Origin of the sequence: Stenotrophomonas sp., assembly GCF_035634915.1 — a bacterium.
Lineage (GTDB): Bacteria > Pseudomonadota > Gammaproteobacteria > Xanthomonadales > Xanthomonadaceae > Stenotrophomonas.
The window spans coordinates 50,204-74,158 of the sequence record NZ_DASQCB010000016.1 but is presented as its reverse complement, the minus strand read 5'-3'; the positions used below and the strand labels follow the sequence as shown (position 1 = coordinate 74,158).

General features: G+C 67.2%; 21 protein-coding genes. 10 read left to right on the top strand and 11 right to left on the bottom strand.

What is annotated here, in order from left to right:
* Positions 1 to 10 precede the first annotated feature (10 nt).
* The 7 genes from VER16_RS12330 (at position 11) to VER16_RS12300 (ending at position 6,044) form a co-directional block, all read left to right on the top strand.
* Positions 11 to 895 (top strand): hypothetical protein, encoded by an 885-nt coding sequence (locus tag VER16_RS12330; protein ID WP_324808547.1) that lies wholly within the window; start codon positions 11 to 13, stop codon positions 893 to 895.
* A 52-nt stretch (positions 896 to 947) separates the two neighbouring features.
* Entirely contained in the window at positions 948 to 1,433 is a 486-nt protein-coding gene (gene ybeY, locus VER16_RS12325; protein WP_324808545.1) for an rRNA maturation RNase YbeY, read from the top strand.
* A 52-nt stretch (positions 1,434 to 1,485) separates the two neighbouring features.
* On the top strand, positions 1,486 to 2,091 hold the full coding sequence (locus tag VER16_RS12320) for a hypothetical protein (protein WP_324808543.1): 606 nt from the start codon (positions 1,486 to 1,488) through the stop codon (positions 2,089 to 2,091).
* Positions 2,092 to 2,255: 164 nt separating this feature from the next.
* Complete coding sequence (locus VER16_RS12315) at positions 2,256 to 2,819, top strand: hypothetical protein (RefSeq protein WP_414716050.1); 564 nt, start codon at positions 2,256 to 2,258, stop codon at positions 2,817 to 2,819.
* Between the two features lie 64 nt (positions 2,820 to 2,883).
* Positions 2,884 to 3,765 (top strand): HlyC/CorC family transporter, encoded by an 882-nt coding sequence (locus VER16_RS12310; protein WP_324808542.1) that lies wholly within the window; start codon positions 2,884 to 2,886, stop codon positions 3,763 to 3,765.
* Entirely contained in the window at positions 3,762 to 5,015 is a 1,254-nt protein-coding gene (locus tag VER16_RS12305; RefSeq protein WP_324808540.1) for a DUF4105 domain-containing protein, read from the top strand. Before VER16_RS12310 ends, VER16_RS12305 begins: the two co-directional genes overlap by 4 nt.
* A 6-nt stretch (positions 5,016 to 5,021) precedes the next feature.
* Positions 5,022 to 6,044 (top strand): magnesium and cobalt transport protein CorA, encoded by a 1,023-nt coding sequence (locus VER16_RS12300; protein ID WP_324808538.1) that lies wholly within the window; start codon positions 5,022 to 5,024, stop codon positions 6,042 to 6,044.
* 50 nt (positions 6,045 to 6,094) lie between these two features.
* On the opposite strand, the gene VER16_RS12295 is transcribed toward VER16_RS12300, so the two are convergent.
* The 10 genes from VER16_RS12295 to VER16_RS12250 form a co-directional block, all read right to left on the bottom strand.
* Positions 6,095 to 7,459, bottom strand: coding sequence for an NAD-dependent succinate-semialdehyde dehydrogenase (locus VER16_RS12295; RefSeq protein ID WP_324808536.1), 1,365 nt, complete (start codon positions 7,457 to 7,459; stop codon positions 6,095 to 6,097).
* An 85-nt stretch (positions 7,460 to 7,544) separates the two neighbouring features.
* Positions 7,545 to 8,387 (bottom strand): ABC transporter permease subunit, encoded by an 843-nt coding sequence (locus tag VER16_RS12290; protein WP_324808535.1) that lies wholly within the window; start codon positions 8,385 to 8,387, stop codon positions 7,545 to 7,547.
* Positions 8,384 to 9,316, bottom strand: a complete 933-nt coding sequence (locus tag VER16_RS12285; RefSeq protein ID WP_324808533.1) for an ABC transporter permease subunit — start codon at positions 9,314 to 9,316, stop codon at positions 8,384 to 8,386. The genes VER16_RS12290 and VER16_RS12285 overlap by 4 nt, the downstream gene beginning before the upstream one ends.
* Complete coding sequence (locus VER16_RS12280; protein ID WP_324808531.1) at positions 9,313 to 10,449, bottom strand: ABC transporter ATP-binding protein; 1,137 nt, start codon at positions 10,447 to 10,449, stop codon at positions 9,313 to 9,315. Before VER16_RS12280 ends, VER16_RS12285 begins: the two co-directional genes overlap by 4 nt.
* Positions 10,450 to 10,573: 124 nt before the next feature.
* A complete protein-coding gene (locus VER16_RS12275) occupies positions 10,574 to 12,100 on the bottom strand; it encodes an efflux transporter outer membrane subunit (RefSeq protein WP_324808528.1) in 1,527 nt (508 codons plus the stop codon).
* 26 nt (positions 12,101 to 12,126) lie between these two features.
* A complete protein-coding gene (locus VER16_RS12270; RefSeq protein ID WP_324808526.1) occupies positions 12,127 to 13,683 on the bottom strand; it encodes a DHA2 family efflux MFS transporter permease subunit in 1,557 nt (518 codons plus the stop codon).
* Positions 13,680 to 14,849, bottom strand: a complete 1,170-nt coding sequence (locus tag VER16_RS12265) for an HlyD family secretion protein (protein ID WP_324808525.1) — start codon at positions 14,847 to 14,849, stop codon at positions 13,680 to 13,682. The genes VER16_RS12270 and VER16_RS12265 overlap by 4 nt, the downstream gene beginning before the upstream one ends.
* A gap of 337 nt (positions 14,850 to 15,186) precedes the next feature.
* Entirely contained in the window at positions 15,187 to 16,296 is a 1,110-nt protein-coding gene (locus VER16_RS12260) for a polyamine ABC transporter substrate-binding protein (RefSeq protein WP_324808523.1), read from the bottom strand.
* Positions 16,297 to 16,390: 94 nt separating this feature from the next.
* Positions 16,391 to 17,788: a glutamine synthetase family protein gene (locus tag VER16_RS12255; RefSeq protein ID WP_324808521.1), complete on the bottom strand. Its 1,398-nt coding sequence runs from the start codon at positions 17,786 to 17,788 to the stop codon at positions 16,391 to 16,393.
* The gene (locus VER16_RS12250; RefSeq protein ID WP_324808519.1) at positions 17,785 to 18,546 is read right to left on the bottom strand and encodes a gamma-glutamyl-gamma-aminobutyrate hydrolase family protein; all 762 of its coding nucleotides are present in this window, start codon (positions 18,544 to 18,546) and stop codon (positions 17,785 to 17,787) included. The genes VER16_RS12255 and VER16_RS12250 overlap by 4 nt, the downstream gene beginning before the upstream one ends.
* Before the next feature lie 162 nt (positions 18,547 to 18,708).
* On the opposite strand from VER16_RS12250, the gene VER16_RS12245 reads away from it, so the two are divergent.
* Positions 18,709 to 19,986, top strand: a complete 1,278-nt coding sequence (locus tag VER16_RS12245; RefSeq protein WP_324808517.1) for an FAD-binding oxidoreductase — start codon at positions 18,709 to 18,711, stop codon at positions 19,984 to 19,986.
* 202 nt (positions 19,987 to 20,188) lie between these two features.
* Positions 20,189 to 21,841 carry an MASE1 domain-containing protein gene (locus VER16_RS12240; RefSeq protein WP_414716047.1) on the top strand — a complete coding sequence of 551 codons (1,653 nt, stop codon included), beginning with the start codon at positions 20,189 to 20,191 and terminating at the stop codon, positions 21,839 to 21,841.
* A gap of 49 nt (positions 21,842 to 21,890) precedes the next feature.
* Here the strand turns inward: VER16_RS12240 and VER16_RS12235 are convergent, their stop codons facing one another.
* Complete coding sequence (locus VER16_RS12235) at positions 21,891 to 22,319, bottom strand: hypothetical protein (RefSeq protein ID WP_324808512.1); 429 nt, start codon at positions 22,317 to 22,319, stop codon at positions 21,891 to 21,893.
* A 214-nt stretch (positions 22,320 to 22,533) separates the two neighbouring features.
* Between VER16_RS12235 and VER16_RS12230 the strand changes: the two genes are divergently transcribed.
* Positions 22,534 to 23,886: a diguanylate cyclase gene (locus VER16_RS12230; RefSeq protein WP_324808510.1), complete on the top strand. Its 1,353-nt coding sequence runs from the start codon at positions 22,534 to 22,536 to the stop codon at positions 23,884 to 23,886.
* Positions 23,887 to 23,955 lie beyond the last annotated feature (69 nt).

The window sequence follows — 23,955 nt, the reverse complement described above, 5'->3', positions numbered from 1 at the left end:
AGGAGGTGCCATGTTTCGTTGTTCCGTGATCCTTGCAGCAGCGCTGGCGGTAGTGCCGCTGGCCGCCGCGGCAGCCGGCCCCGTCCCTGCACCGGCAGCAGCGCCGGCGGCGGGGAGGGCGTTCATCGAATACAGCGACATCACCGCACCGCGCCAGGTCGGGCCGTGGCAGATGGTCAACCACAGCTACGACCCGGACAACAAACGGGCCGGGGCAGGATTCTCATATACCCACCCCGACCACGCCGGGGTCATCGCCAGCGTCTATGTCTACCCGGCGGGCCGGATGACCCACGACGCGGCACTTGAACACGGGATGGCGGATTTCCGCAGCGACCTGCGGGCGGCGGTCACGGCCGGGGTCTACAGCGGGCTGGAGGAGCGCGGCAGCAGCGCGTTCAACCTGGCGCTGGCCGATGGCCGCGCCGGAAGCAGCCGCGACGACGCTGCACTTGCCGCGATCGCCAAACGGATGGACAACGGCACCCTCACCGGTCAGAAGCTGCAGCTGCGGATGGATCTGGCGTCCAGCCAGCGCAGGCCTGGCAAGTTGCCGATGCGTTCCAACGGCTATCTGTTCTACAAGCAGCTGTACTACTTCAAGGTGCGCGTGTCCGGCGCGGAGACGCTGATGGACGAGGCCGATTTCCAGGCCCTGGCCGACGCTGCCACGCGAGGGCTGGTGCCGGCCATCGAGGTTGCCAATGTCGGCGCCTGTGCCGACCTGAGCATCGACCTTGCCGAAGGCCAGACCCCGGAGCAGATGGCCGAGGCGGCCACCCGGCAACTCGCCACGCAGATGCGCTACAACTGCCGCGACGCCGCTTGGGCGCCGGCGGAAAACACAGAAGTGGTCAGGATTGACTACGACGCGGGCGACTGGGCGTCGCAGTAGGACGCCACACGCGCGATACTGTCGCCTCTCAGATCTGAATGCCGGAATTGTCATGACCAAGGGCCCTGTCCGCCTCGATGTCGCCGTCAGCTATGCCCTGCCCCGTGCCGGCCTGCCAGCGGCGGTGAGCTTCCGCAAATGGGTGGCTGCCGCCCTGAAGGGGCGCATTCGCGAGGCCGACCTGGCCATCCGCTTGGTCGATGCGAAAGAAGGCCAGTCGCTGAACCGGCACTACCGCGGCAAGGACTACGCCACCAACGTGCTCAGCTTCCCGGCCGAGGTGCCCGAAGGCCTGCCCAAGGGCGTGAAGTTCCCGCTGCTGGGTGACCTGGTGATCTGCGCGCCGGTGGTGGCCCGCGAGGCCGACGAGCAGGACAAGGCACTGAACGCCCATTACGCGCACCTGACCGTGCATGGCGTGCTGCACCTGCTGGGCTGGGACCACGAGGACGACAAGGAAGCCGAGGCGATGGAACAGCTCGAGCGCGAGATCCTGGCCGAGCTGGGCATCGACGATCCGTACGCCGGCGAGCGCTGAGGCGCGCAACGCGCTACTCTGCGGTGGGATCGCCTTGCTGGAGACATGGACGATGACAGGTGAGTTCGCACTCTCCCTTGCCGGGCCTGCGGCCTGCATCCTGATGACGGTTGCAGGCCTGTACGTGGTGCGCCGGATCAGCGTGCGCCACCCCGATGGCCGGCACTGGCTGCTGGGCATGCTGGCGCTGCTGTCGCCTGTGAGCCTGCTGGCGGGCACGGGCATCGGCGCCGCCGCGGCGTATCTACCTTACGGACTCGTGCCTGCGGTGGGGGTCAACGCGCTGACGCTGTCCGCGCTGCTGCTCGTTCTCATCGGTGTGTTCGCCGCCCCCATCAGCTGGCGTGTCGTCGTGCTGCGCCGCCTGCAGCGCGACAGTGGCAGCCTGCCATTCTTCCGCGCAACGAGAACGCAGCTGCTGGCGCTGTTCGTCCTTGCGGCGGCATACATGGGCATCCGCAGCCTCAGCGGCGCAGTTCCCCTGACGCCGATGCTGCAACCCGGCCTGCTGCAGCGGGTGATCGACATCGTCGCAGCCCTGGTCCACCTGGCGCTGGTCGCGATCATCATCACCCTGCCGCTGATGGCGCTGCGTGGCCTGGTCACCACGGCGGTCCAGTCTGCCAGGGCACGCTGGCGCGCGGCAGCGCAGGGCTGATGATGCGTGCGGCCGACCGGCAGCACGCCCCGTCCGACGAGCAGCCCGCTGGGCGGAATGACGTGAAGCCGGAAGGCACGCTGGCCCAACGCGCACGCGCCAGGCCGTTCGCGGCCGGCGCCCACCGCCGCTACCATGGGCACGCATCCTCCATCGCGGATTCCCTGCCTGTGCTGCTGCGCTCTGCCCTTACTGCCCTGCCCCTGCTGCTCGCCTCCCTCGCCGCCCCCGCCTCGGCCGCCCCGCTTGACCTGCCGGCGCTGATCGAATGCCGCCAGGGCGTGACCGAACATGCCGCGCTGGCCCCTTTGCTGGCCGACCCGTTGAAGGCCGTGGCCCAGGGCCTGCAGCCGCTGCCACAGGGCAACCAGTTCATGACCGAGTTCCGCCTGGCCAATCCCATCACCGTGTTCGGCCAGCAGACCGAACGGGTGGCGCTGGCCGGGGCCAGCATCATGGCCGTCCTGGACCAGGCCGACCCGCACCCGCTGGCCAAACAGCTGAAGCTGGAAACCGGCTATGACCAGGACGGCAAGTTCATGGCCGGCCGCGAGGTGGTCAGCCGTGATGTGACCGACCCCAGGACCGGCGAGGCCCAGATCGAGTCGATCATCCTCAGTGTGTCCACGGTGACCAGCCACCCCGGCAAGACCCTGGCCGGCTGCACCTACAGCCTGGACCTGCCGGCCGAGGACGAGGTCCCCGGCGGCACCGACGGCGGTCACTGAAAGCCGCCAACATCCTGCTAGACTGGGGACAACGCCCGGCTTGCCGGGTGCCCTTTTTCCAGAGATGTCTGAAGACGACAGTAGTAGCTCCTCCCAGGAGCCCCATGAAAAGAAGCGCGGCTGGCTGGAACGCCTGACCTCCGCCTTCTCCGGCGAACCCCATACCCGCGACGAGCTGGTCGCTGTCCTGCACACCGCGCAGGACGAGGGTCTGATCGCCGCCGATACCCTGAAGATGATGGAAGGCGCCATTTCGGTGGCCGAGCTGACCGTGGGCGACGTGATGATCTCACGCTCGCAGATGGTCTCGCTGCCGGTCGAGGCGCCCTTCCTGGACCTGATGAAACAGGTCGTCGAATCGGGCCACTCACGCTTCCCGGTACACGGCGAGAACAAGGACGACATCCTTGGCATCCTGCTGGCCAAGGACCTGCTGCGCGGCGTGGTCGCCGACAACGGCCCGGCCAACGTACGCGAGCTGCTGCGCCCGGCGGTGCTGATCCCCGAGGCGAAGAAGCTCAACGTGCTGCTGAAGGAATTCCGCCTGTCGCGCAACCACATGGCCATGGTGGTGGACGAGTACGGCGGTGTCGCCGGGCTGGTCACCATCGAAGACGTGCTGGAGCAGATCGTCGGCGAGATCGACGACGAGCATGACGAGGCAGAGGATCCGTCCGCGCAGATCGCCATCCAGGCCGACGGCCGTTATGTGGTCGATGCGCTGACCGCGATCGGCGATTTCAATGAGCGTTTCGGTGCCACGTTCTCCGACGAGGACTACGACACCATCGGCGGGCTGGTGACCGAAGCCATCGGCCACCTGCCGGAGGTGGGCGACGAACTGGCGCTGGACCGCTTCATGTTCCGCGTGGCGCGCGCCGATGCGCGCCGGGTGCAGGCCTTCCATGTGACGGTGTTGCCGCCGGACGAGCAGGACGACGCTTGAAGCGCCCGGGCCTGATCCTGAGCGTGTGGCTGGCACTGTGCGTGCTGGCCATGGCCCTGCCGCAGGCGGCGTTCGCGCAGGCCATGACTGCCGCGCCGGCCGCCGATGCCGCCGGCTCGCAGCAGGCACCGGCACCGCGCATCGGCGTGGTGACCATGCAGCCGGGCACGGTGTTCTTCGAACGCTTCGGCCACGATGCCATCGTGGTGCTCGACCCGGTCAGCGGCGAGGCGGTCTCGTACAACTTCGGCTATTTCGATCCGTCCGAGGACGATTTCATCAGCCGCTTCGCGCGCGGCGACATGATGTATTACCTGGTGGCACTGCCGCTGCAGCAGGACCTGTCGTACTACGACGAGACCGGCCGCGGCGCCAGCGTGCAGTGGCTGGACCTGCGCCCTGACCAGGCCCGTGCCCTGGCCAACGGCCTGGCCGAGCGGGCCAGGCCGGAGAATGCGCGCTACCACTACGATTACTACACCGCCAACTGCGCCACGATGGTGCGCGACACCCTCGACAAGGCACTGGGCGGCGGACTGCACGCGCAGCTGTCCGGGCGCTCGCGCGGCAATACCTACCGCAGCGAATCAGTGCGCCTGGCCTCGCCGGCACCGTGGATGTGGCTGGGCTTCGACGTCGGCCTGGGGCCGTTCGCCGACCAGCCGCTGTCGCGCTGGCAGGAAGCGTTCGTGCCGATGCGTCTGGCCGATGCCCTGCGCCAGGTGCGCAACAGCGACGGCCGGCCGCTGGTGCAGAGCGAGCAGGAACTGCTGCCGCACCGCATCGCCGCCGAGCCGAAGGAGTTCGCCCGCCGCTGGTGGCCGTGGCTGCTGTGCGGGCTGGTGATCGCCGCCGGCGTGCTGGCCCTGCGCAACCGCCCGCGCCTGCTCGCCGGCATCGCCCTGCCGTTCTGGCTGCTGTGCACCCTGTTGGGTGGCGTACTGGTGTTCCTGTGGGGCTTCAGCATCCACTACGCTGCCTGGGCCAACCGCAACCTGCTGCTGCTCTCGCCGCTGGCAGTGCTGCTGGTGCCGGGCGCCATCGCCCTGCTGCGCCGGCGCGTGCCCGGGCGCATGTTCAGCATCGTTCTGTGGCTGCTGGCTGCGCAGTCCGTGGCAGCGCTGGTCCTGCACTGGCTGAGCCTGCAGGCGCAGTACAACGTGCAGTGGATCGTGCTGCTGCTGCCGGTGCACGTTGCGCTGGCCTGGGTGCTGGGGCGTCGTCCTCACTTGTCCGCAACACCCCGCTGACGCAGGATGGCGGGCATGTCATTGCCCGCCTCTGCTTCCGCACCCGCTTCCCACAACCCTGCCTGCGTCATCAACTGCGTCCACTACGATGACCAGGGCAAGCGCCACGACATCAGCCTGGATGCCATCAGCGATGTGATCGCCAGTGGCAATGGCTTTGTCTGGGTGGGCCTGTTCGATCCCAACGACGATGTGCTGCTGAAACTGCAGGAAGAGTTCTGCCTGCACGACCTGGCCATCGAAGACGCCCGCAACGCGCACCAGCGGCCGAAGGCCGAGGCCTACGGCAACTCGCTGTTCGTGGTGATGACCACCGCGCAGATGGTCGACGAACGCATACAGTACGGTGAAACCCACGCTTTCCTTGGCCCGCGCTTCCTGGTGACCGTGCGCCATGGCGCATCGCTGTCCTACGCGCCGGTGCGCGCGCGGGTGGAACGCGAGCCGCAGTTGCTGAAGATGGGCGCCTCGTATTGCCTGTATGCCGTGGCCGATTTCGTGGTCGACAACTACCTGCCGATCACCATCCGCTTCCGCGACACGCTGGATCTGCTGGAGAAGGACATCTTCGCCGAGACGTACAAGCGCAGCACGGTGACGCGCCTGTACGAGCTGAAGCGCGAACTGAACAAGATGCGCATGGCGGTGGCCCCGCTGCAGGACGTGCTGGCGCAGCTGCGCCGCTACCAGGGCGACCTGATTCCCGACGAAGTGAAGCTGTACGTGCGTGACGTGCACGACCATGCCGCGCGCATCAGCGATGTGATCGATACCCTGCGCGAGATGCTGGGTACGGCGTTGAGCGTGAACCTGTCTCTGGTGACGCTGGCACAGGGCGAGACGGTGAAGCGTCTGGGTGCGTGGGCGGCCCTGCTGGCAGCACCGACGCTGATTACCAGCTGGTACGGCATGAACTTCAGCCACATGCCCGAACTCAACCAGCCGTGGGCGTACCCGTTGATGATCGTCGGCGTCGGCGCGGTGTGCGTGGGGTTGTACCGGTTGTTCAAGCGCGCGAAGTGGTTGTGACCCGCATTGTGTAGAGTCGAGCATGGCTCGACTCTACATGGGCAGCGGCATCAGGCCACGTAGACGGTCTTGATGTTCATGAACTCATGGATGCCGTGGTCGGCCAGCTCACGACCGAAACCCGACTGCTTGCTGCCGCCGAACGGCAGCCGCGCATCGCTCTTGACGATCGCGTTGACGAACGCCGCGCCACATTCCATGCGCTGGGCGAAACGCTCGCCGCGCACCGGGTCGCCGGTCCAGACGCTGCCGCCCAGGCCAAAGCGGGTGTCATTGGCCACGCGCAGCGCCTCGGCTTCATCACTGACCCGGATGACCGCAGCCACCGGCCCGAACAGTTCCTCGTCGTAGGCCGGCATGCCCGGCCCCACCTGGTCGAGCACGGTGGCCGGGTAACCTGCATGGCTGCCGGTGATCGGTTCGCCACCAATCAGGACACGCGCGCCCTTGGCCACGCTGGCCTGCACCTGCGTGTGCAGCTCGTCGCGCAGGTCGGCGCGGGCCATCGGTGCCAGCGTGGTGCCGCGTTCGTTGGGGTCACCGTACTGGCGCTGGCCGGCGGCGTCGACGAAGCGGCGGGTGAATTCATCGGCCACCACATCGACCACGATGAAGCGCTTGGCCGCGATGCAGGTCTGCCCGCTGTTGTCGAAGCGCGACTTCACTGCGGCGGCAACGGCCTTGTCCAGGTCAGCATCCTCCAGCACCACGAAGGCGTCGCTGCCGCCCAGTTCCATCACCGATTTCTTCAACTGGCTGCCCGCATTGGAGGCGATCGAACGCCCTGCCCGCTCGCTGCCGGTCAGGGTCACCGCCTTCACCCGCGCGTCGCGCAGCACCTCGGCGGCCTGGTCATTGTCGATATGCAGCACATCGAACACGCCGGGCGGCAGGCCACCCTCGCGGCACACTGCCAGGATCAGGTCGGCGCACTGCGGCACGTTGCTGGCGTGCTTGAGCAACGCCACGTTGCCGGCCATGAACGCCGGGGCGAGGAAACGGAATACCTGCCAGATCGGAAAATTCCACGGCATCACCGCGAACACGCAGCCGATCGGCTCGTAGCGGACGTAGCTGCGCTGCGCTTCGGTATCGATCAGCTGCGGCTTGAGGTAATCGGCGGCATGTTCGGCGTAGTACTCGCAGGCCACCGCGCATTTCTCGACCTCGGCCAGCGCCTCGGCCTTCAGCTTGCCCATCTCGCCGGTCATCGCCTGCTGCAGTTCATCACGCCGCGCGCGCAGCTGGGCCGCGATCTGCTTGAGGATGGCCCCGCGATCCTGCAGCGAACGTTCGGCCCACGCCGGGAAGGCATCGGCGGCGGCCTGCAGGCGCTGCTCGATCCCGGCAGTGCCGATCAGCTCATGGCGGTAGGTGACCAGGCCGGTGGCCGGGTTGACGATTTCGACGGTCATGGGGGATCTCCATCAGGCAGATCCCCATTGTGCGCCCGCGGCCGTGAGCCGGATGTTGCCGCCACATGGCGGCGGCGTGCCGGCCTCAGCCGTTGTCCTGGCGGGCCAGCTGCAGATCGCGCTGGCGCCGCTTCTCGGCCCGTGCGTTGATGTACCAGCCGATCACTGCGGCAACCGACACGGCCGACACCAGCAGGGTGGCCAGCGCATTGATCTTCGGGCTGATGCCCATGCGGACCGAGGCGAACACCTTCATCGGCAACGTGGTCGAACCCGGTGTGGCGACGAAGCTGGCCACCACGACGTCATCCAGCGACAGGGTGAAGGCCAGCAGCCAGCCTGCCACCAGCGCCGGGGCGATGATCGGCAGAGTGATGCGACCGAACACGGTCAGCCGGCTGGCGCCGAGATCCATCGCCGCTTCTTCCAGCGACAGGTCCATTTCCTGCAGGCGCGAGGACACCACCACGGTGACGAAGCACAGGGTGAAGGTGACGTGGGCGATCCAGATGGTGGTCAGGCCGCGCGCAGGGAAGCCGGGAATGGCGCCCATCGAGGCCAGCAGGGCCATCAGCGAGAAGCCGAGGATCACATCGGGCATCACCAGGGGCGCGGTGACCAGTGCACCGAACACCTGCTTGCCACGGAACCGGCGGAAGCGGGTCATCACCATTGCTGCCAGCGTGCCGAGCACGGTGGACGTACAGGCAGTCCAGAATGCCACCACCAGGCTGGTCCACATCGCCTCCATCAGCGCGCGGTCGGCGAACAGATCGCTGTAGGCGCGGGTGGAAAACCCGGCCCAGACCATCGCCAGCCGCGAGCTGTTGAACGAATAGAACATCAGCAGCAGGATCGGCAGGTACAGGAAAGCAAAGCCGAGCAGCAGTACGCCAAGGCCCAGGCCCTTTGCGGTACGCGGGCTCATGCCTGCTTCCCTTCCAGCAGGCGCTGCTGGGAGCGGTTGAACCAGAGGATGGGCACCAGCAACAGCAGGATCATCGCCACCGCCATGGCCGAGGCACCGGGCCAGTTGCGGTTGTTGAAGAATTCATTCCACAGCTGGCGGCCGACCATCAGTGTTTCCGAGCCGCCGAGCATTTCCGGGATGACGAATTCACCCACCGCTGGGATCATCACCAGCATGCAGCCGGCGATGATGCCCGCCTTCGACAACGGCAGGGTGATGCGCAGGAAGGCCTGCCACGGCTTGGCGCCGAGATCGTAGGCCGCTTCCAGCAGGCGATGGTCATGCTTGACCAGGTTGGCGTACAGCGGCAGCACCATGAACGGCAGGTAGCAGTAGACGATGCCGATATAGGCCGCCGTCGGCGTGTCGATCAGCTGCAGCCTGGGCAGGCCCATGCTGGTCATCAGCGACTGCAGGCCGGTGAACTGCAGGAACTGGTCGAGCAGGCCATTGCGGTCCAGGATCGCCTTCCACGCGTACACGCGGATCAGGAACGAGGTCCACGACGGCAGCACCACCAGCATCATCGCCACGTTGCGCGCGGCCGGCGACATGCGCGCGATGGCATAGGCCATCGGGTAGCCGATCAGCAGGGTGAGCAAGGTGGAGATGGCCGCGATCCTGATCGAGCTGAGGAAGGCCTGGGCGTAGATCGAATCGCGGAACAGCGCCAGGTAGTTTTCCAGGTTCAGCTTCAGCGAGAACGCGCCATCGACGTACTGCAGCAGCCAGGTGTACGGCGGCGAGCCGACCCGGCTGTGCGAGAAGCTGATCATCAGCACGATCAGGAACGGCACCGCGAAGAACAGCAGCAGCCACAGGTAGGGAATGCCGATGACCGTGGCACGCGTGCCCGGCAGCCAGCGCTTCAGGCCTGCGGCGCTCATGAGGTCAGCACCACGCCGTCGTTGTCGCGCCAGTGCACCCACACCTCGTCGCCCCAGGTCAGGCCATCGCTGGCCCAGCGCTGCGAGTTGGCGAAGTTGGCCAGCACCTTGGCACCGCTGGGCAGGCGCACGTGGTAGACAGAGTGGCTGCCGAAGTAGGCGATGTCCTCGATCACGCCCTGCGCCTTGTTGGTATGACCTTCCGGTTCGTCCTTGCCGATCATGACCTTCTCCGGGCGCAGCGCGAATGCAACCGGCTGCCCTTCGTAACAGGTGATGCCGTGGGCGATGTAGACCGGCGCCGGGAACAGCGGCGAGCGCACGGTCACGTACTCGGGCAGGTCCTCGTCGATGACGCCCTCGAACAGGTTGACCGAACCGATGAAGCCGGCGACAAAGCGGTTGGCCGGCTGTTCGTAGACCTCATCGGGCTTGCCGACCTGCTGGATCCAGCCGGCATCCATCACCGCGATGCGGGTGGCCATGGTCATGGCCTCTTCCTGGTCGTGGGTGACCATCACGCAGGTCACGCCGGACGATTCGATGATGCTGACCAGTTCCAGCTGCATCTGCGAGCGCAGCTTCTTGTCCAGCGCGCCCATCGGTTCGTCCAGCAGCAGCAGCTTGGGCCCCTTGGCCAGCGACCGCGCCAGCGCCACGCGCTGCTGCTGGCCGCCGGAGAGCTGGTGCGGCTTGCGCTTGCCGAGGTGGGCCATCTGCACCAGGTCCAGCATCTCGCTTACGCGCCGGTGGATCGCATCTTTGGCCAGCCCGTCCTGCTTCAGGCCGAAGGCGATGTTCTGCTCGACCGTCATGTGCGGGAACAGCGCGTAGGACTGGAACATCATGTTGACCGGCCGCTGGTACGGCGGCAGTGCGTCCAGGCGCTGGCCATCGAGGGTGATGCTGCCCTTGGTGGGCGTCTCGAAGCCGCCCAGGCAGCGCAGCAGGGTCGATTTGCCGCTGCCCGAGCCACCGAGCAGGGCGAAGATCTCGCCCTTGCGCACGTCCAGGTTGACGTCGTCGACGGCGACGAAGCCATCAAATTCCTTGCGCAGATCACGAATGGACAGATAGCCGGGCGCACCATTCGCATCGACGACGGCGACTTCCGGCTGGGCTTCAACGGGCATGGGGGCTCCGGGAGCGGGCGGTGGACAGCGGTGGCCATTCTACCGGCCGGGGGGCTGGAAATGCGTGCCGACCAACGGTCGGCACCTACCGGGGGGGCCTCCACGTATGGCCAGGCGGGAAAGGTCAACGCGCGGCTACCGGCGGGGCCTCCTGCCAGCCCAGGCCCAGGCTCTTCTGCAGGGCCACATAGCGCACCAGCAGCTGCAGGCGCGCCTGGGCGGCGGCATCCTGGGCCTGCAGGCGCTGCCGCTGTACGTCCAGCAGGTCGATCTGCGAGGTGGCACCGGCCTGCCGGCGCTGCCCCATCAGCGCCAGCGAGCGGTCGGCCGAGGCCTCGGCGCGCACGCTGGCCTGCAGCTGCTGGCGGGCGGCACCAAACCGCGCCAGCGCCGTATTGGCATCCTGCAGCGCGGCCAGCACGGTGCCCTCGTAGGCCGCCAGCCGCGCCTCGTTGCCGGCCCGGGCCTGGGCCACGCGGGCCTTGTTCACGCCGAAATCAAACAGCGACCAGCGCAGGAACGGGGCGACGATGGTCGCCGCCGAGTCCGGCCCAAGATCGGAGATCGAGGTTGCACCGGCGCCGATGCTGCCCAGCAGGGTCACCTGCGGGAAGTAGGCCGAGATCGCCTGGCCGATCTGCGCCGAGGAGGCCGCCAGCTCACGCTCGGCCTTGCGCACATCCGGGCGGCGCTGGATCAACGCGCCCGCGTCATCCACCGGCACGCTGGCCGGCAGCGCCGGCAACGGCAGGTCCGCGGCCAGCCGCGCGTCCAGCGCACCGGGCTCGCGGCCGACCATCAGCGCCAGCACGTCACGCGCCTCATCGGCCTGCGCCTGCAATGGCGGCAGCGCGGCCTGCTGCTGCTCGCGCTGGGCCTGCGCGCGTTCGACCTGCAGGTCCGAATCGGCACCGCGCTGGCGGCGCTGGCGGGTCAGCTGCAGGCTGTCATCGGCTGCGCGGAGGTTGTCTTCGGCCAGGGCGATGCGTTCGCGGCTGCTGCGGTAGCCCAGGTAGACCTGGGTCAGTTCGGCGGCCAGCTGCACCTGCGCATCGGCCAGCGCCGCAGCATTGGCCCCGGCTTCGGCAGCGGCCTGCTCTGCTGCACGGCGGCGGCGGCCAAACAGGTCCAGTTCCCAGCTGGCGTCGAAGCCGGCCACGTACAGCTCGGTATCCAGGTCGATATCGGCGAACTGCTGGCGCAGCTGCGCCGCCTCCTGCGGGCGGCCATTGGCCTCGGCCACGCCGGCAATGTTCTCGCCCAGGCCGCGCACGCTGTTTTCCAGCGAATCCGGCGCCTTGACGTTCGCATAGCCGGCCACCGCGCCGACGCTGGGCAGTTGTTCGGCGCGGCGCTGGCGCTGCAGCGCGCGCGAGGCCAGCAGCTTGGCCTGGGCAGCACGCAGGTTGGGGCTGTTGCGCAGGGCCTCGTCCACCAGCTGGTCCAGCAGCGGATCGTTCAGCGCGCGCCACCACTGGCTGGGCGGCGTGGCCGGCTGCACGTCGGCCTGTGCGGCGCGTGGCAGCCGTGCCTGCGCGGTGGCGTTGCCGGCCACCTCTGGCTTCACGTAATCCGGCCCCAGCATGCAGCCGGCCAGCAGCAGCGGCAGCGTAGCCGGCCACAGGCGGCGCAGGCGGCGGGACGGGGGCACGGAAAGGGGCAAGGTCGTCGAAGTCATCAGTGCATCGCCAATGGAACGCCCTTGGGCAGGGGCTTGAGCAGGAACACCAGTGGCAGGGTCGCCACCACGATCAGGCCGAAGATCCAGAACAGGTCGTTGTAGGCCATCACCATCGCCTGCATCTGCACCGTCTGCGCCAGCACCGCCATCGCCTGCGTCGCATCGCCCAGCTGCTGGCCATAGGCATGCAGCGCGTCCTGCGCCACGGCCGAATTGGCGGTGACGCTGCTGCCGATCGCATCGATGTGCAGGGTGGCGCGGCGTTCCTGGAAGGTGGAGATGATGGCCAGCCCGATCGAGCCGCCCAGGTTGCGCGCGGCGTTGAACAGGCCCGAGGCATCGCTGGTGTATTCGCGCGGCACCGAGGTGATGGCCGCCTGGTTCAGCGCCATCATCGCCAGCGCCAGGCCGCAGCCCTGCAGCAGCTGGCCGATGACGAAGTGCGGGCCGATGCTGTCCGGGGTCAGGCCGAGGTTGACGAAGCAGGCGGCGGCGAAGCACAGCATGCCGCCGAACACCATGATGCGCACATCCACCGTTTCCAGCATCTTCGGCATCAACGGCATCAGCAGGATGGTCGGCAGGCCGGCCAGCAGCAGCACGTAACCGGCCTGTTCGGTGTTGTAGCCGGCGATGATCGCCAGGAACTGCGGGATCATGTACATGACCCCGAACAGGATCATGCCCACCGCCATCACCATCACGAACACCGCGCCGAAACTGCGCTGGAACAGGATGTTGAGGCGGATGACCGGTGCCTTGCTGGTGAACTGCGAAAGCGCGAGCAGGGCAAAGCCCAGCAGCGAGACGATGCTGAGCACCACGATCATCGTCGATTCGAACCAGCGCTCGCGCTGGCCGTCTTCCAGCACCACGGTGAGCGCGGACAGCCCGGCGGTCATGCCGAGGATGCCCAGCCAGTCGGCGCGCAGCAGCCCGCCCCAGTTCGATTTCTCATGCGGCAGGCCGAGCAGCAGCAGGGCGACCAGGCCGGCGCAGATCGGCACGTTGATGAAAAACGCGTAGTGCCAGCTGACGTTCTCGGTCAGCCAGCCACCCAGCAGCGGGCCGATCACCGGCCCGAGGATGACGGTCATGCCGAACAGCGCAGTGCCCAGCGGCTGCTGCTTCGGCGGCAGGCGCGTGCCGACGATGGTCAGCGCGGTGGGAATCAGCGCACCGCCGGCAAAGCCCTGCCCTACCCGGCCGGCGATCATCATCGGCAATGAATCCGCCAGGCCGCACATCACCGAGAAGGCGGTGAACAGCGTGGCGCAGATCAGCAGGAAGGTGCGCAGGCCCAGCGTGCGCACGAACCAGCCGGTCAGCGGAATCATCACGATTTCCGAGACCAGGAAGGCGGTGGAGATCCAGGTGCCCTCGGTGCCGCTGGCGCCGACCTCGCCCTGGATGGTGGGCAGCGCCGCGTTGACGATGGAGATGTCCAGCGTGGCCATGAACGAGCCGATGGTGCCGGCCGCCACCGCCAGCCAGGCACCGGCATCGGCCTTGCCTTCGGCGGCGGGTGCTGTGGGGGCGGTGGTGGCGTTCATCGCGCCGGCGCGGCCGTGGCCTCGGCCTCGTCTTTCGTGCGCTCGCGCGCGTCCCTGGCATTGCGCGTATCCACCGTCACTTCCACCGACATGCCCGGCACCAGCACCTTGCGCGCCTCGGCACCTGCATCCACGCGGATGCGCACCGGCACACGCTGCACGACCTTGGTGAAATTGCCCGTGGCGTTCTGTGGCGGCAGCAGGGCGAACTGCGAGCCGGTGCCCGGCGAAATGCTCTCTACCGTTCCGCGCAGGGTGGTGCCCGGCAGCGCATCGACCTTGATCTCGGCCGGTTGCCCGGCGCGCATCAGGCCGACCTGGGTTTCCTTGAAGTTGGCGCTCAGGTACAGCGATTCGACCGGCACGATGGTCATGGTGCGGGTACCGGCTGCAACGAACTGGCCGACCTGCACGGTCTTGTTGCCGACGCGGCCATCGATGCGCGCGCGCAGCTCGGTGTCTTCGAAGGCGACCCGCGCCTGCGCGGCATCGGCCTGGGCCTGCTTCAGGCCGGCGTTGGCCTGTTCCAGCTGCGCCTGGCTGGCGTCGATCTGGCTCTGCGCGCCCTGGATCTGCGCCTTGGCTGCATCGTACTGGGCCTGTGCACGTTCGACATCGTGGCGCAGGCTTTCCACATGCTCGTGGGTGTCGGCGCCGCTGGCGGCCAGCGGAGTGAACCGGGCCAGCTCGGCTTTGCCGAAGCGCAGCGAGGCGGTGGCGGCGGTGAGCTGGGTGCGCGCCTGCAGCAGGCTGGACTGCTGGCCCTGCACGCCGGCAGCGGCGGCGGCGATGTCGGCTTGGCGCACGGCGATGACCGCCTCGGCCTGGTCCAGGGTGGCGCGGTAGGTGCGCGGGTCGATGCGCAGCAGCGGTTCGCCGGCCTTGACCCACTGGTTGTCCTGCACCAGCACTTCGGTGACGTAGCCGTTGATGCGCGGGGCGACGGCGACGGCGTCGGCCTGCAGGTAGGCGTTGTTGGTGTCCTGCAGGTAGCGGCCGACCAGCAGGTGGTAGATGAGCCAGGCGACCAGGGCGATGACCACGACGGCGCCGATGATGGCCAGGGTCCAGCGGACCTTGGGGTTCTTCAGCGGCGAGGGCTTGTCCTCAGTGGTTGAGGTGTCTTCGCCGGCAGGGGCGTCGGTGCGCTGGGGTTGGTCGGTCATCGTCTCGTCGCGGCGGTGGTCGGTGCCATACGGAACGGTAGGGGAAGGGGTGAGGAGGTGAGGTGAAAGCGTTTGTCGCGTGCCGGTGATTGGTTCCCGGTTGCCAGGGTGCAGAGCCGGGGGCTTGGCCAGGACACGCGGTGAACCCGTCCATGGGGCTCGTAGGCGCCATCCTTGGCGCCTACGGTCCTGGCCAAGCCCCCGGCTCTGCACCCTGCCCTCACGCATCCCGCCGGCGGACAGGAGATCAACGGCAGAGCAGAAGCAAAAAAAAAAACGGAGGCCGTTGGCCTCCGTTCTTCTGCTTGGTGGAGGCCGACCGCTGGTCGGCCCTCACTTACTTGCCGGTCTTCACTTCGGTCCACAGGCGGGTGTAGAGCTTGTCGGTTTCCGGGGTGTTGATCGAGTAGGTGAACATCTTCTCGGCGACGTCGGCCGGCGGGTAGATGGTCGGGTCGGTACGGATGGCTTCGTCCACCAGCGGGGTGGCCGCAGTGACCGGGTTGGCGTAGTGGATGAAGTTGGTGTTGGCCGCTGCAACCTTCGGTTCCAGCAGGTAGTTGATGAAGGTGTAGGCCGCTTCCGGGTGCTTGGCGTCCTTCGGGATCGCCAGCATGTCGAACCACTGCGGTGCGCCTTCCTTCGGGATCGAGTAGGCCACGTGCACGCCGTTGCTGGCTTCCTCGGCGCGGTCGCGGGCCTGGATGATGTCACCCGACCAGCCCACCACCAGGCAGGTACCACCGTTGGCCAGCGAACTGACGTACTGCGAAGAGTGGAAATTCTGCACGTACGGGCGGATCGACTTCAGCAGGTCGGCGGCCTTCTGCAGTTCGGCCGGGTCGCCGCTGTGCGGGTCCAGGCCCAGGTAATGCAGGGCGATCGGGATCATGTCGGCCGGCGTGTCCAGGATGGTCACGCCGCAGTCCTTCATCTTGCTGATGTTTTCCGGCTTGAACACCAGGTCCCAGCTGTTGGCGATGTCAGCGCTGCCGCCGAAACGCTCCTTCAGCATGTCCACGTTGTAGCCGATGCCGGTGGTGCCGATCATGTACGGCACGCCGTACTTGTTGTCCGGGTCCTGGGTGGCGATGCGCTTCATCACCGACGGGTCCAGGTTGGCCAGGTTCGGGATCTTGCTCTTGTCCAGCGGCAGGAACACGCCGGCCTGGATCTGGCGGCCGAAGAAATTCAGCGTTGGCACCACCACGTCATAGCCGCTGTTGCCGGCCAGCAGCTTGGTCTCGACCATCTCATCGCTGTCGAACACATCGTAGGTCACCTTGATCCCGCTCTCCTTCTCGAAGTTCGGGATGGTGTCTTCGGCGATGTAATCGCTGTAGTTGTAGACGTTCAGGACCTGGCTGTCCTGTGCGCCACCGTTGCCACCGCCGCAGGCGGCGAGCAAGGCGGAGGCCAGGCCGAGCGTGAGGATACGCAGCTTCATCGGGTGCTCCAGAATGCGGAATGGGGGGAGGCCGGCGGGGCCGGCGACGGGTGCCAGCCTACCCCCCGGCGGCTCATTCATCAATTGTGGGCCTTCACACGTTCAACAGCAGGAATTCGCGCTCCCAGGAGCTGATGACGCGGAAGAAAGTCTCGTATTCCTTGCGCTTGACCGAGATGTAGGCCCGGCAGAAGCGTTCGCCCAGCAGGGCCTGCAGTTCGGCGCACTGTTCCAGCCCGTCCAGCGCCTCGCCCAGCGAGCGCGGCAGGTTGTAGCCCAGCTCCTTGGCGCTGCCGGTCACCGGGGCGTCCGGGGCCAGCCGCTCGCGGATGCCGAGCAGGCCGCAGGCCAGGGTCGCGGCCATCGCCAGGTAGGGGTTGGCATCGGATCCGGCGAAGCGGCTTTCCACCCGCATGTTCTCCGGCGTGTCCAGCGGCACGCGCAGGCCGCAGGTGCGGTTGTCATAGCCCCAGTGCGTGTTGCTGGGGGATACCTCGCCAAACACCAGGCGCCGGTACGAATTGACGTTCGGCGCGAAGAAGGCCATCGCCTGCGGCACGTACTTCTGCAGGCCGCCCAGGTAATGCCCGAACACCGGGCTGAACTCACCCTCGCCGTGGGTCTCGCCGGTGAACACGTTGCTGCCGTCGCTCACCCGCACCAGGCTCTGGTGGATGTGCATGGCGCTGCCCGGTTCATTCTCCATCGGCTTGGCCAGGAAGGTGGCGTACACGCCGTGGCGCATCGCCGCCTCGCGCATGGTGCGCTTGAACAGGAACACCTGGTCGGCCAGGTCCATCGCATCGGCATGGGTGAAGTTGACCTCCAGCTGCGCTGCACCGGATTCGTGGATCAGCGTGTCCACATCCAGCTTCATCGCATCGGCGTAGTCGTACATCAGGTCGAGGATGGGATCGAATTCGTTGACCGCATCGATCGAGTACGACTGCCGTGCCGTTTCCGGGCGCCCGGAACGGCCAGCCGGCGGAAGCAGCGGGAAGTCGGGGTCAGTGTTCTTCTGCACCAGGAAGAATTCCAGCTCCGGTGCGACCACCGGCCGCAGGCCCAGTTCGGCATAGGCGGCCAGCACGCGGCGCAGCACGTTGCGCGGGGCCAGCTCATGCGGCTCGCCGGTCTTGGTGTAGCAGTCATGGATGACCTGCGCGGTGGCGTCGGCCGCCCACGGCACCATGCGCACGGTGTCCGGGTCGGGCCGCAGCATCATGTCCGAGTCCGACGGCGAGGTCAGGTCGTAGTAGTCGTCCGGGAATTCGCCGGTGACCGTGGTGGCGAAGATGCCTTCGGGCAGGCGCGTGCCGTAGTCATGCGAGAACTTGTCGGCCGGAATGATCTTGCCGCGCGCATTGCCGGTGATGTCCGGCACCAGGCACTCGACCTCGGTGATGCGCCGCTCCTTCAGCCAGCGCAGCAGGCTGCTTTCCTGCGGTGCGGGGGGCGTGGCCGTCTTGCGCGGGCGAGGTCGGGAACTCATCGGGAATCCACTCGGTTCTGTCGGTACTGCCGGCAAGCTTGGCCGAAAGCACGGAAAATAGCGTGATAGAACGGCGCCTGCATGACACGCCACTCCGGGTGCCACTGTACGCCCAGCACGAAACCGTGGTCGCGGCTGCGCGCGGCTTCGACCAGGCCATCCCCGGCCCATGCCTCCACCTGCAGGCCATCTGCCAGCCGGGCGATGCCCTGGCCATGCACGGAATTGACCTGGGCCTGGTCGCTGCCGTGCCACTGTGCCAGCCAGCCATCGCCGGCCAGGGTGACCGCATGCGTGGGGCCATACTGCACCTCGACCGGCGCCTGCGGATCCTCGCGATGATCGGCCAGCCCCGGCACCGCCTGCACCTGCGGGTGCAGGCTGCCGCCCAGGGCCACGTTCAATTCCTGGAAACCGCGGCAGATGGCCAGCACCGGCAGGTCCAGCGCCAACGCCGCCTGCAGCAGGGCGAAGGCCGTGGCATCGCGCGCCGGATCATGAAGGTTGCCCGGCCAGCTGCGGCCCCCTTCATAGTGCTGCGGCGCGATGTTGCTGACTGCTCCGGTCAACAGCAGTCCATCCAGGCCCTGCAGCCACTCCCCGGCCGGCAGGGCCGGCTGCAGGCTGGGCAGCACCAGCGGGGTGACCTCGGCCGCATCGACCAGCGCACGCACGTACTTCTCGCCAGCCACCACGAAACGATGATGGCCAAGCACGGTGCTGTCGGTGGGCAGGCCCACCCAGGGCAGGCGACGCATGGGAAAGCTCCTTGGCGTGGGAATCAAGGTAACCGTCGGTGCGCGCAGGCGGCAAGCCGTCACCGTCACACACCCGCGTTCGCGCATCGTCCAGACTATGCCGGTGAACAGCGATCGCCCGCCCCCGCCCTGCCTCGCCGCCCTGCCCCCGGGAAGACGGCCGTGAGCGCGGATTTCCCGCCCAGCTGGTACGCCAGCAGCCTGCCCGAGCCGGCTGCGCTGCCCCCGTTGCAGGGCCATGTGCAGGCCGACGTGGCGGTGCTCGGCGCGGGCTATACCGGCCTGACCGCCGCGCTTGAGCTTGCCCGGCGCGGCTACCGCGTGGTGGTGCTGGAAGCGCAGCGCATCGGCTGGGGGGCATCGGGGCGCAATGGCGGCCAGGCGCTGGTGGGCTACGGCTGCGAGGTGGATGAACTGGAGCGGCAGCTGGGGCGCGATGATGCCCGTCACCTGTTCGACTGGTCGCGCGAGGCGGTGCGGTCGATGCAGCAGCGCATCGTGCGGCACGGCATTGACTGCCACTGGGTGGAAGGCCATGCCAGCGTGGCGATCCGCGCGCGCCACGAACGTGACCTGCACGCCAACTGCGAACACCTGCAGCGCCACTACGACTACCCGATGCAGTGGTGGGATCGCGATGCGCTGCACACGCAGCTGGACAGCCCGCGCTACCGTGCTGCGATGTTCGATCCGCTCAGCGCGCACCTGCATCCGCTGGCGTATGCGTGGGGATTGGCCGATGCCGCCCGTGCGGCCGGCGTGGTCATCCACGAGCATTCGCCGGTCACCCGCGTGCAGCGCGGTGCGCAGGCGGTATTGCACACGGCGCGGGGCAGCGTGCGTGCCGCGCAGCTGGTGGTGGCCGGCAACGCCTGGCTGCAGGGGCTGCTGCCGGACCTGGAGCGCCGCATCATGCCGGTCGGCACCTATATCGGCGCCAGCGCCCCGCTGGGCGCCGAGCGTGCACGGCAGCTGATCCGCAACGACATGGCGGTGGCCGACACCGCGTGGGCGCTGGACTACTTCCGCCTGAGCCATGACCACCGGCTGCTGTTCGGCGGCCGGGCCAGCTATTCCGCGCTGCCACCGCCGGGACTGCGCGGGGTCATGCAGCGGCGCATGCACCAGGTGTTCCCGCAGCTGGCCGATGTGGCGGTGGAGCAGGTCTGGGGCGGCTATGTGGACATTACCCGCAACCGCGCCCCGCATTGGGGCCGGCTGGATGGGAACCTGTATTTCGCGCAGGGCTTTTCCGGGCACGGCGTGGCCGCTGCGGGGCTGGCGGGCGAGGTCATCGCGGCCGCCATCGACGGCCAGAGCGCGCGCCTGGATGTGTTCCAGCGCCTGCAGCACGCGCCCTTCCCGGGGGGACGGCTGCTGCGCATGCCGCTGCTGGTGGCGGCGATGTCGTGGTACAAACTGCGGGATGCGCTGTGGTAGTACCGCTGACGGGGATTATCCCGGCACACGCACCAATGAAGAGATATCCATTATCAATGGGCTGCCTCGTTCCCGCGGACGTGTGGTTTCGGTAAATCACAACACGGGTGTGATGACTTTCTCACTTGCGGAAATCCGGCTTGCGGCGATTGCATATTCGGACGCCTGCTTATACCGTCGGTCCAACCGGCGCCCGCGGCGAATGGAAGCTGACCGGGTACGTAGACAGGAAGGGGAAGTACGATTGAACTGGTGGAATGAAGGCCTGCAGTTGAAGTTGCGCATCCATCCGGCAGGTCTTGCCTTGGCTGCGCTGTACGCGATTGCATGCTGGGGCGCGCGACAGCTCTCGTTTGACCAGTTCTACTTGCCCGCGGGCATCCGGGTGGCCGCTCTGCTCCTGTGTCCACCGCGACTGTGGCCCTATCTTCTGCTGGGCGAGTACGCCTACTTCGCCCAGATCCGCTATCCGCTGATCGAGAAATACGGCATTGCCTGGGTCATCCTGGCCTCTACGCTGTTGATGCCTGCAGTAATGCTGATCGTCCATCGCTCAGGACAGCTGATGTCGCGATCGACCAACGCCGGGCTGCTGGCCATCGCCGCCGCCGCATCGGTCGTGGTCACATTGACCAACCTCGGGCTTTCCCATGCGCTGTGGCCATCGCCTCCCAGCGACTCACTGACCGCATTCCTCACCCGCGCAGGACGCTTCACGACGGGTGACTTCCTGGGAATCCTCACCGTCGCACCGCTGGCGCTGGTCTGGGCGGCAAGGCACGCCGATCCGACGTTGAAGCCTGGGCATCGGGGCATCACTACGCTGGCGCTTGTATCGATGATCGTGCTGGGAATCATGGCAGCGTGGATGCCGGATGACTCAGCGGCAGCGCGCACGTCCGTACAACTGCTGCTTGGCCTGCCGGCTGTCGTCCTGACCTGCCTGCACGGTTGGAAAGGTGCAGCCGTCGGCGTGCCCCTGCTCAACCTGATGATCGGCCTGAGCATGCCCAAGCCCTACCCTGCCACGTTTGACGCGACGGTCCTTGCCACCCAGCAGGTCATGGCAATTACCGGCATTGCGTTGCTGCTGCTGGGCGCACGCATTTCCCAGTATCACCGCCGCTATCGCCAGCGTGAATCCAGCGAGCAGAAGGCGATCTCCCTCGCCCGCAGTTCCCACGTCGCCAGTGAGATGGAACTGCGTGAACGTGCGATCAGCCTGCGCAAGCTCGGCGACGGCATCGATCTTTCACTGACGGAAGTCGTGAACTGGCTGACGTCGCAAGGTCATCAGTCCATTGCCAACAGCCTGCTGCACACCGCCACCGTACATTCGCGCCTGTTCCGCGAGCAGGCAAGCATGGTCTATCCAACGGCGCTCGAGCAGCTCGGCCTCTATGTCGCCCTGCAGGCTGGTGGCGTGCGGGCTGCATGGAACGGCACGCATCGGGTGGTGGACCCGCGCTTGAGCGGCGATCCCTGCAAGCTTAGCCTCGACCTGCAGCTACTGGCCTACCGCACGCTGATCGACGCCGTTTCACTGATGCTCAAGCACGAGACGGGGCAGATTGTGGTCCGTACGCGCTGCGTCCGTGGCCGTGGGCAGCGCGGCATCGTCATGACGGTCGCGTTGCTGGACCCGCACCGCGCCCTTTCCTCCGACACGGGCGAACTGGCTGCAGACCGGCTGGCCGGACGCATGCTGGCATTCGCCGGAACGGTCCGAACGCGTCACAATCGCATCAGGATGCTGCTGGTCGAGCCAAGCAGCGAAAGGCTCTCCACCTCCGGCCACGGCCGCGCCGAGCCGCAGGCAGCATCGCCTTCCGCGTGGAGCCGGACCCGCGCTTAGCCGCAGATCGAAAGCCAGCAGGTGCCGAAGCAGCCTGCCGGCTCGTGGCTTACGGTGCCTCCACCGACCACAGTGCGTCCACACCGGTGCCGTAGCGAACGAGGGTGAACGCGCTGCCGCGGTACACCACCGTTCGCACCGCGCCGCCCGGCAAGGGCAGCTCGCGACCCGGCAGGGACACCTGCGCCAGGCTTTCACCGGCGGGAAGAACCCAGAACTCATCCCCGGCATTGCCGATGATCAATTCCACTCGGCCCGCCTGATCATTCACCTGGAAATAGCTGATGCCGTCGCGCTGGAAACCGTAGAGCAACCAGCTCGGGTCCTGGCTCAGATTGACCGCAACGGGATTGGCCTGGCCAAGACCACGCTTCGCCAACCGGATGCCATGGTCATCCGACTGGGCGGACGCTACCGCCGGAAGGACTGCCAGCAGCGCCAGAACGAGCACACGAGCGTTTGAGATCCGCACATCCACCTCCTCATCTGGGACAGCAGGATTGCTGTCCGGAACATGTAAATTGATTCCCCCCAGGGTGCCGAAGGAGGGCCCGCATCTCGTGCATGCGACAGACACCCGCTCACTACTATAGATCAGCCCCTGCTGCCGACAGATCACATTCTCCGGCTAAAGTTTCCCCCGAAACCGCCGCTACCACTCCCGAGCGCCCCTCCCTCACGTGAGCCTCCGCATGCCCGTCCTGCCACAGGTCGTTGTCGATGGCGACCTGGCCGATTCCCTTCCGCAGCGGATCCTGCTGGTGGAAAACTCACGTGCGTTCACCGGCATGCTGCGCGAAGCCATTGAACAGCGCCTGGAACTGCCGGTGGTGGTGGCCTCCACCCTGGCCGAGGCCGGCCGCCTGCTCAGCGACGAAGGGGGCTGGTTCCTTGTGCTGACCGGGCTGGTGCTGGCCGACGGCGACCGCGATGCGGTGGTCGAGTTCTTCCTCAAGCGTGACCTGCCCACCGTGGTGGTCAGCAGCGTGTATGACGAGGATCTGCGCAAGCGCGTGCTGCAGCAGCAGATCATCGACTACGTGCTGAAGAACACGCCCGGCAGCATCGATTACCTGGTGTGGCTGGTGCAGCGGCTGGAACGCAACCGCCGTATCGCCGCGCTGGTGGTGGACGATTCGCCCTCGGCCCGTGGCTATGCTGCCGCGCTGCTGCGCATGTACGGCCATGAAGTGTTCGAGGCCGCCGATGGCGCCGAGGGCCTGGCTGCCATCGAAGCCCACCCGGCCATCCGCCTTGCGGTGGTCGACCAGGAAATGCCGGGCATGCAGGGCGTTGAATTCACCCGCCGCCTGCGCACCCTGCGTTCGCGCGACAAAGTGGCGGTGATCGGCATTTCCGGCAACACCGATGCCTCGCTGATCCCGCGCTTCCTGAAGAACGGTGCCAACGACTTCCTGCGCAAGCCCTTTTCGCGCGAGGAGTTCTTCTGCCGCGTCTCGCAGAACGTGGACCAGCTGGAACTGATCGGCACGCTGCAGGATCTCGCCACCCGCGATTTCCTCACCGGCCTGCCCAACCGCCGCTTCTTCCTTGAACAGAGCCAGCGCCAGCTGCCGCAGCTGCAGCTGCATGGCCAGTGCGTGGCGGTGGCGATGATCGACATCGACCACTTCAAGCACATCAACGACACCCATGGCCATGAAGCCGGCGACGATGCGCTGCGCGCGGTGGCGCGCGCGGTGGGCGACCATGCGCGCAACCAGGACCTGATCGCACGCTTCGGCGGCGAAGAGTTCTGCCTGCTGGTGCCGGACATGGAGCAGGACGAAGCCATCGTCTACTTCGAGGAACTGCGCCAGCGTATCGCCGCGCTGGAAGTGGATATCGGCACGGCTACCCTGCGCATGACCGTCAGCATCGGCCTGTGCTGCCTGCGCCCGCAGCGCGATGCGCTGCACCGGCTGATTTCCGAGGCCGACCGCCAGCTCTACCTGGCCAAGGCGGCCGGCCGCAACCGGGTCAGCTGTACTACCGTGGCCAGCCCGTTGCGCCCGCGCGAAGCAGCGATGGTCGCCGCGCTTTGATCCAGATCAACGCCGCCTGAGCGCGGCGGCCCTACAGTCGGCCCCGACACAAGAACGAAGGGGAGCCGG

Coding starts and splice junctions, on each gene's coding strand:
- VER16_RS12330 (WP_324808547.1), top strand. CDS start 11: ATGTTTCGTTGTTCCGTGATCCTTGCAGCAGCGCTGGCGGTAGTGCCG.
- ybeY (WP_324808545.1), top strand. CDS start 948: ATGACCAAGGGCCCTGTCCGCCTCGATGTCGCCGTCAGCTATGCCCTG.
- VER16_RS12320 (WP_324808543.1), top strand. CDS start 1,486: ATGACAGGTGAGTTCGCACTCTCCCTTGCCGGGCCTGCGGCCTGCATC.
- VER16_RS12310 (WP_324808542.1), top strand. CDS start 2,884: ATGTCTGAAGACGACAGTAGTAGCTCCTCCCAGGAGCCCCATGAAAAG.
- VER16_RS12300 (WP_324808538.1), top strand. CDS start 5,022: ATGGCGGGCATGTCATTGCCCGCCTCTGCTTCCGCACCCGCTTCCCAC.
- VER16_RS12295 (WP_324808536.1), bottom strand. CDS start 7,459: ATGACCGTCGAAATCGTCAACCCGGCCACCGGCCTGGTCACCTACCGC.
- VER16_RS12290 (WP_324808535.1), bottom strand. CDS start 8,387: ATGAGCCCGCGTACCGCAAAGGGCCTGGGCCTTGGCGTACTGCTGCTC.
- VER16_RS12285 (WP_324808533.1), bottom strand. CDS start 9,316: ATGAGCGCCGCAGGCCTGAAGCGCTGGCTGCCGGGCACGCGTGCCACG.
- VER16_RS12280 (WP_324808531.1), bottom strand. CDS start 10,449: ATGCCCGTTGAAGCCCAGCCGGAAGTCGCCGTCGTCGATGCGAATGGT.
- VER16_RS12270 (WP_324808526.1), bottom strand. CDS start 13,683: ATGAACGCCACCACCGCCCCCACAGCACCCGCCGCCGAAGGCAAGGCC.
- VER16_RS12265 (WP_324808525.1), bottom strand. CDS start 14,849: ATGACCGACCAACCCCAGCGCACCGACGCCCCTGCCGGCGAAGACACC.
- VER16_RS12260 (WP_324808523.1), bottom strand. CDS start 16,296: ATGAAGCTGCGTATCCTCACGCTCGGCCTGGCCTCCGCCTTGCTCGCC.
- VER16_RS12255 (WP_324808521.1), bottom strand. CDS start 17,788: ATGAGTTCCCGACCTCGCCCGCGCAAGACGGCCACGCCCCCCGCACCG.
- VER16_RS12250 (WP_324808519.1), bottom strand. CDS start 18,546: ATGCGTCGCCTGCCCTGGGTGGGCCTGCCCACCGACAGCACCGTGCTT.
- VER16_RS12240 (WP_414716047.1), top strand. CDS start 20,189: ATGGAAGCTGACCGGGTACGTAGACAGGAAGGGGAAGTACGATTGAAC.
- VER16_RS12230 (WP_324808510.1), top strand. CDS start 22,534: ATGCCCGTCCTGCCACAGGTCGTTGTCGATGGCGACCTGGCCGATTCC.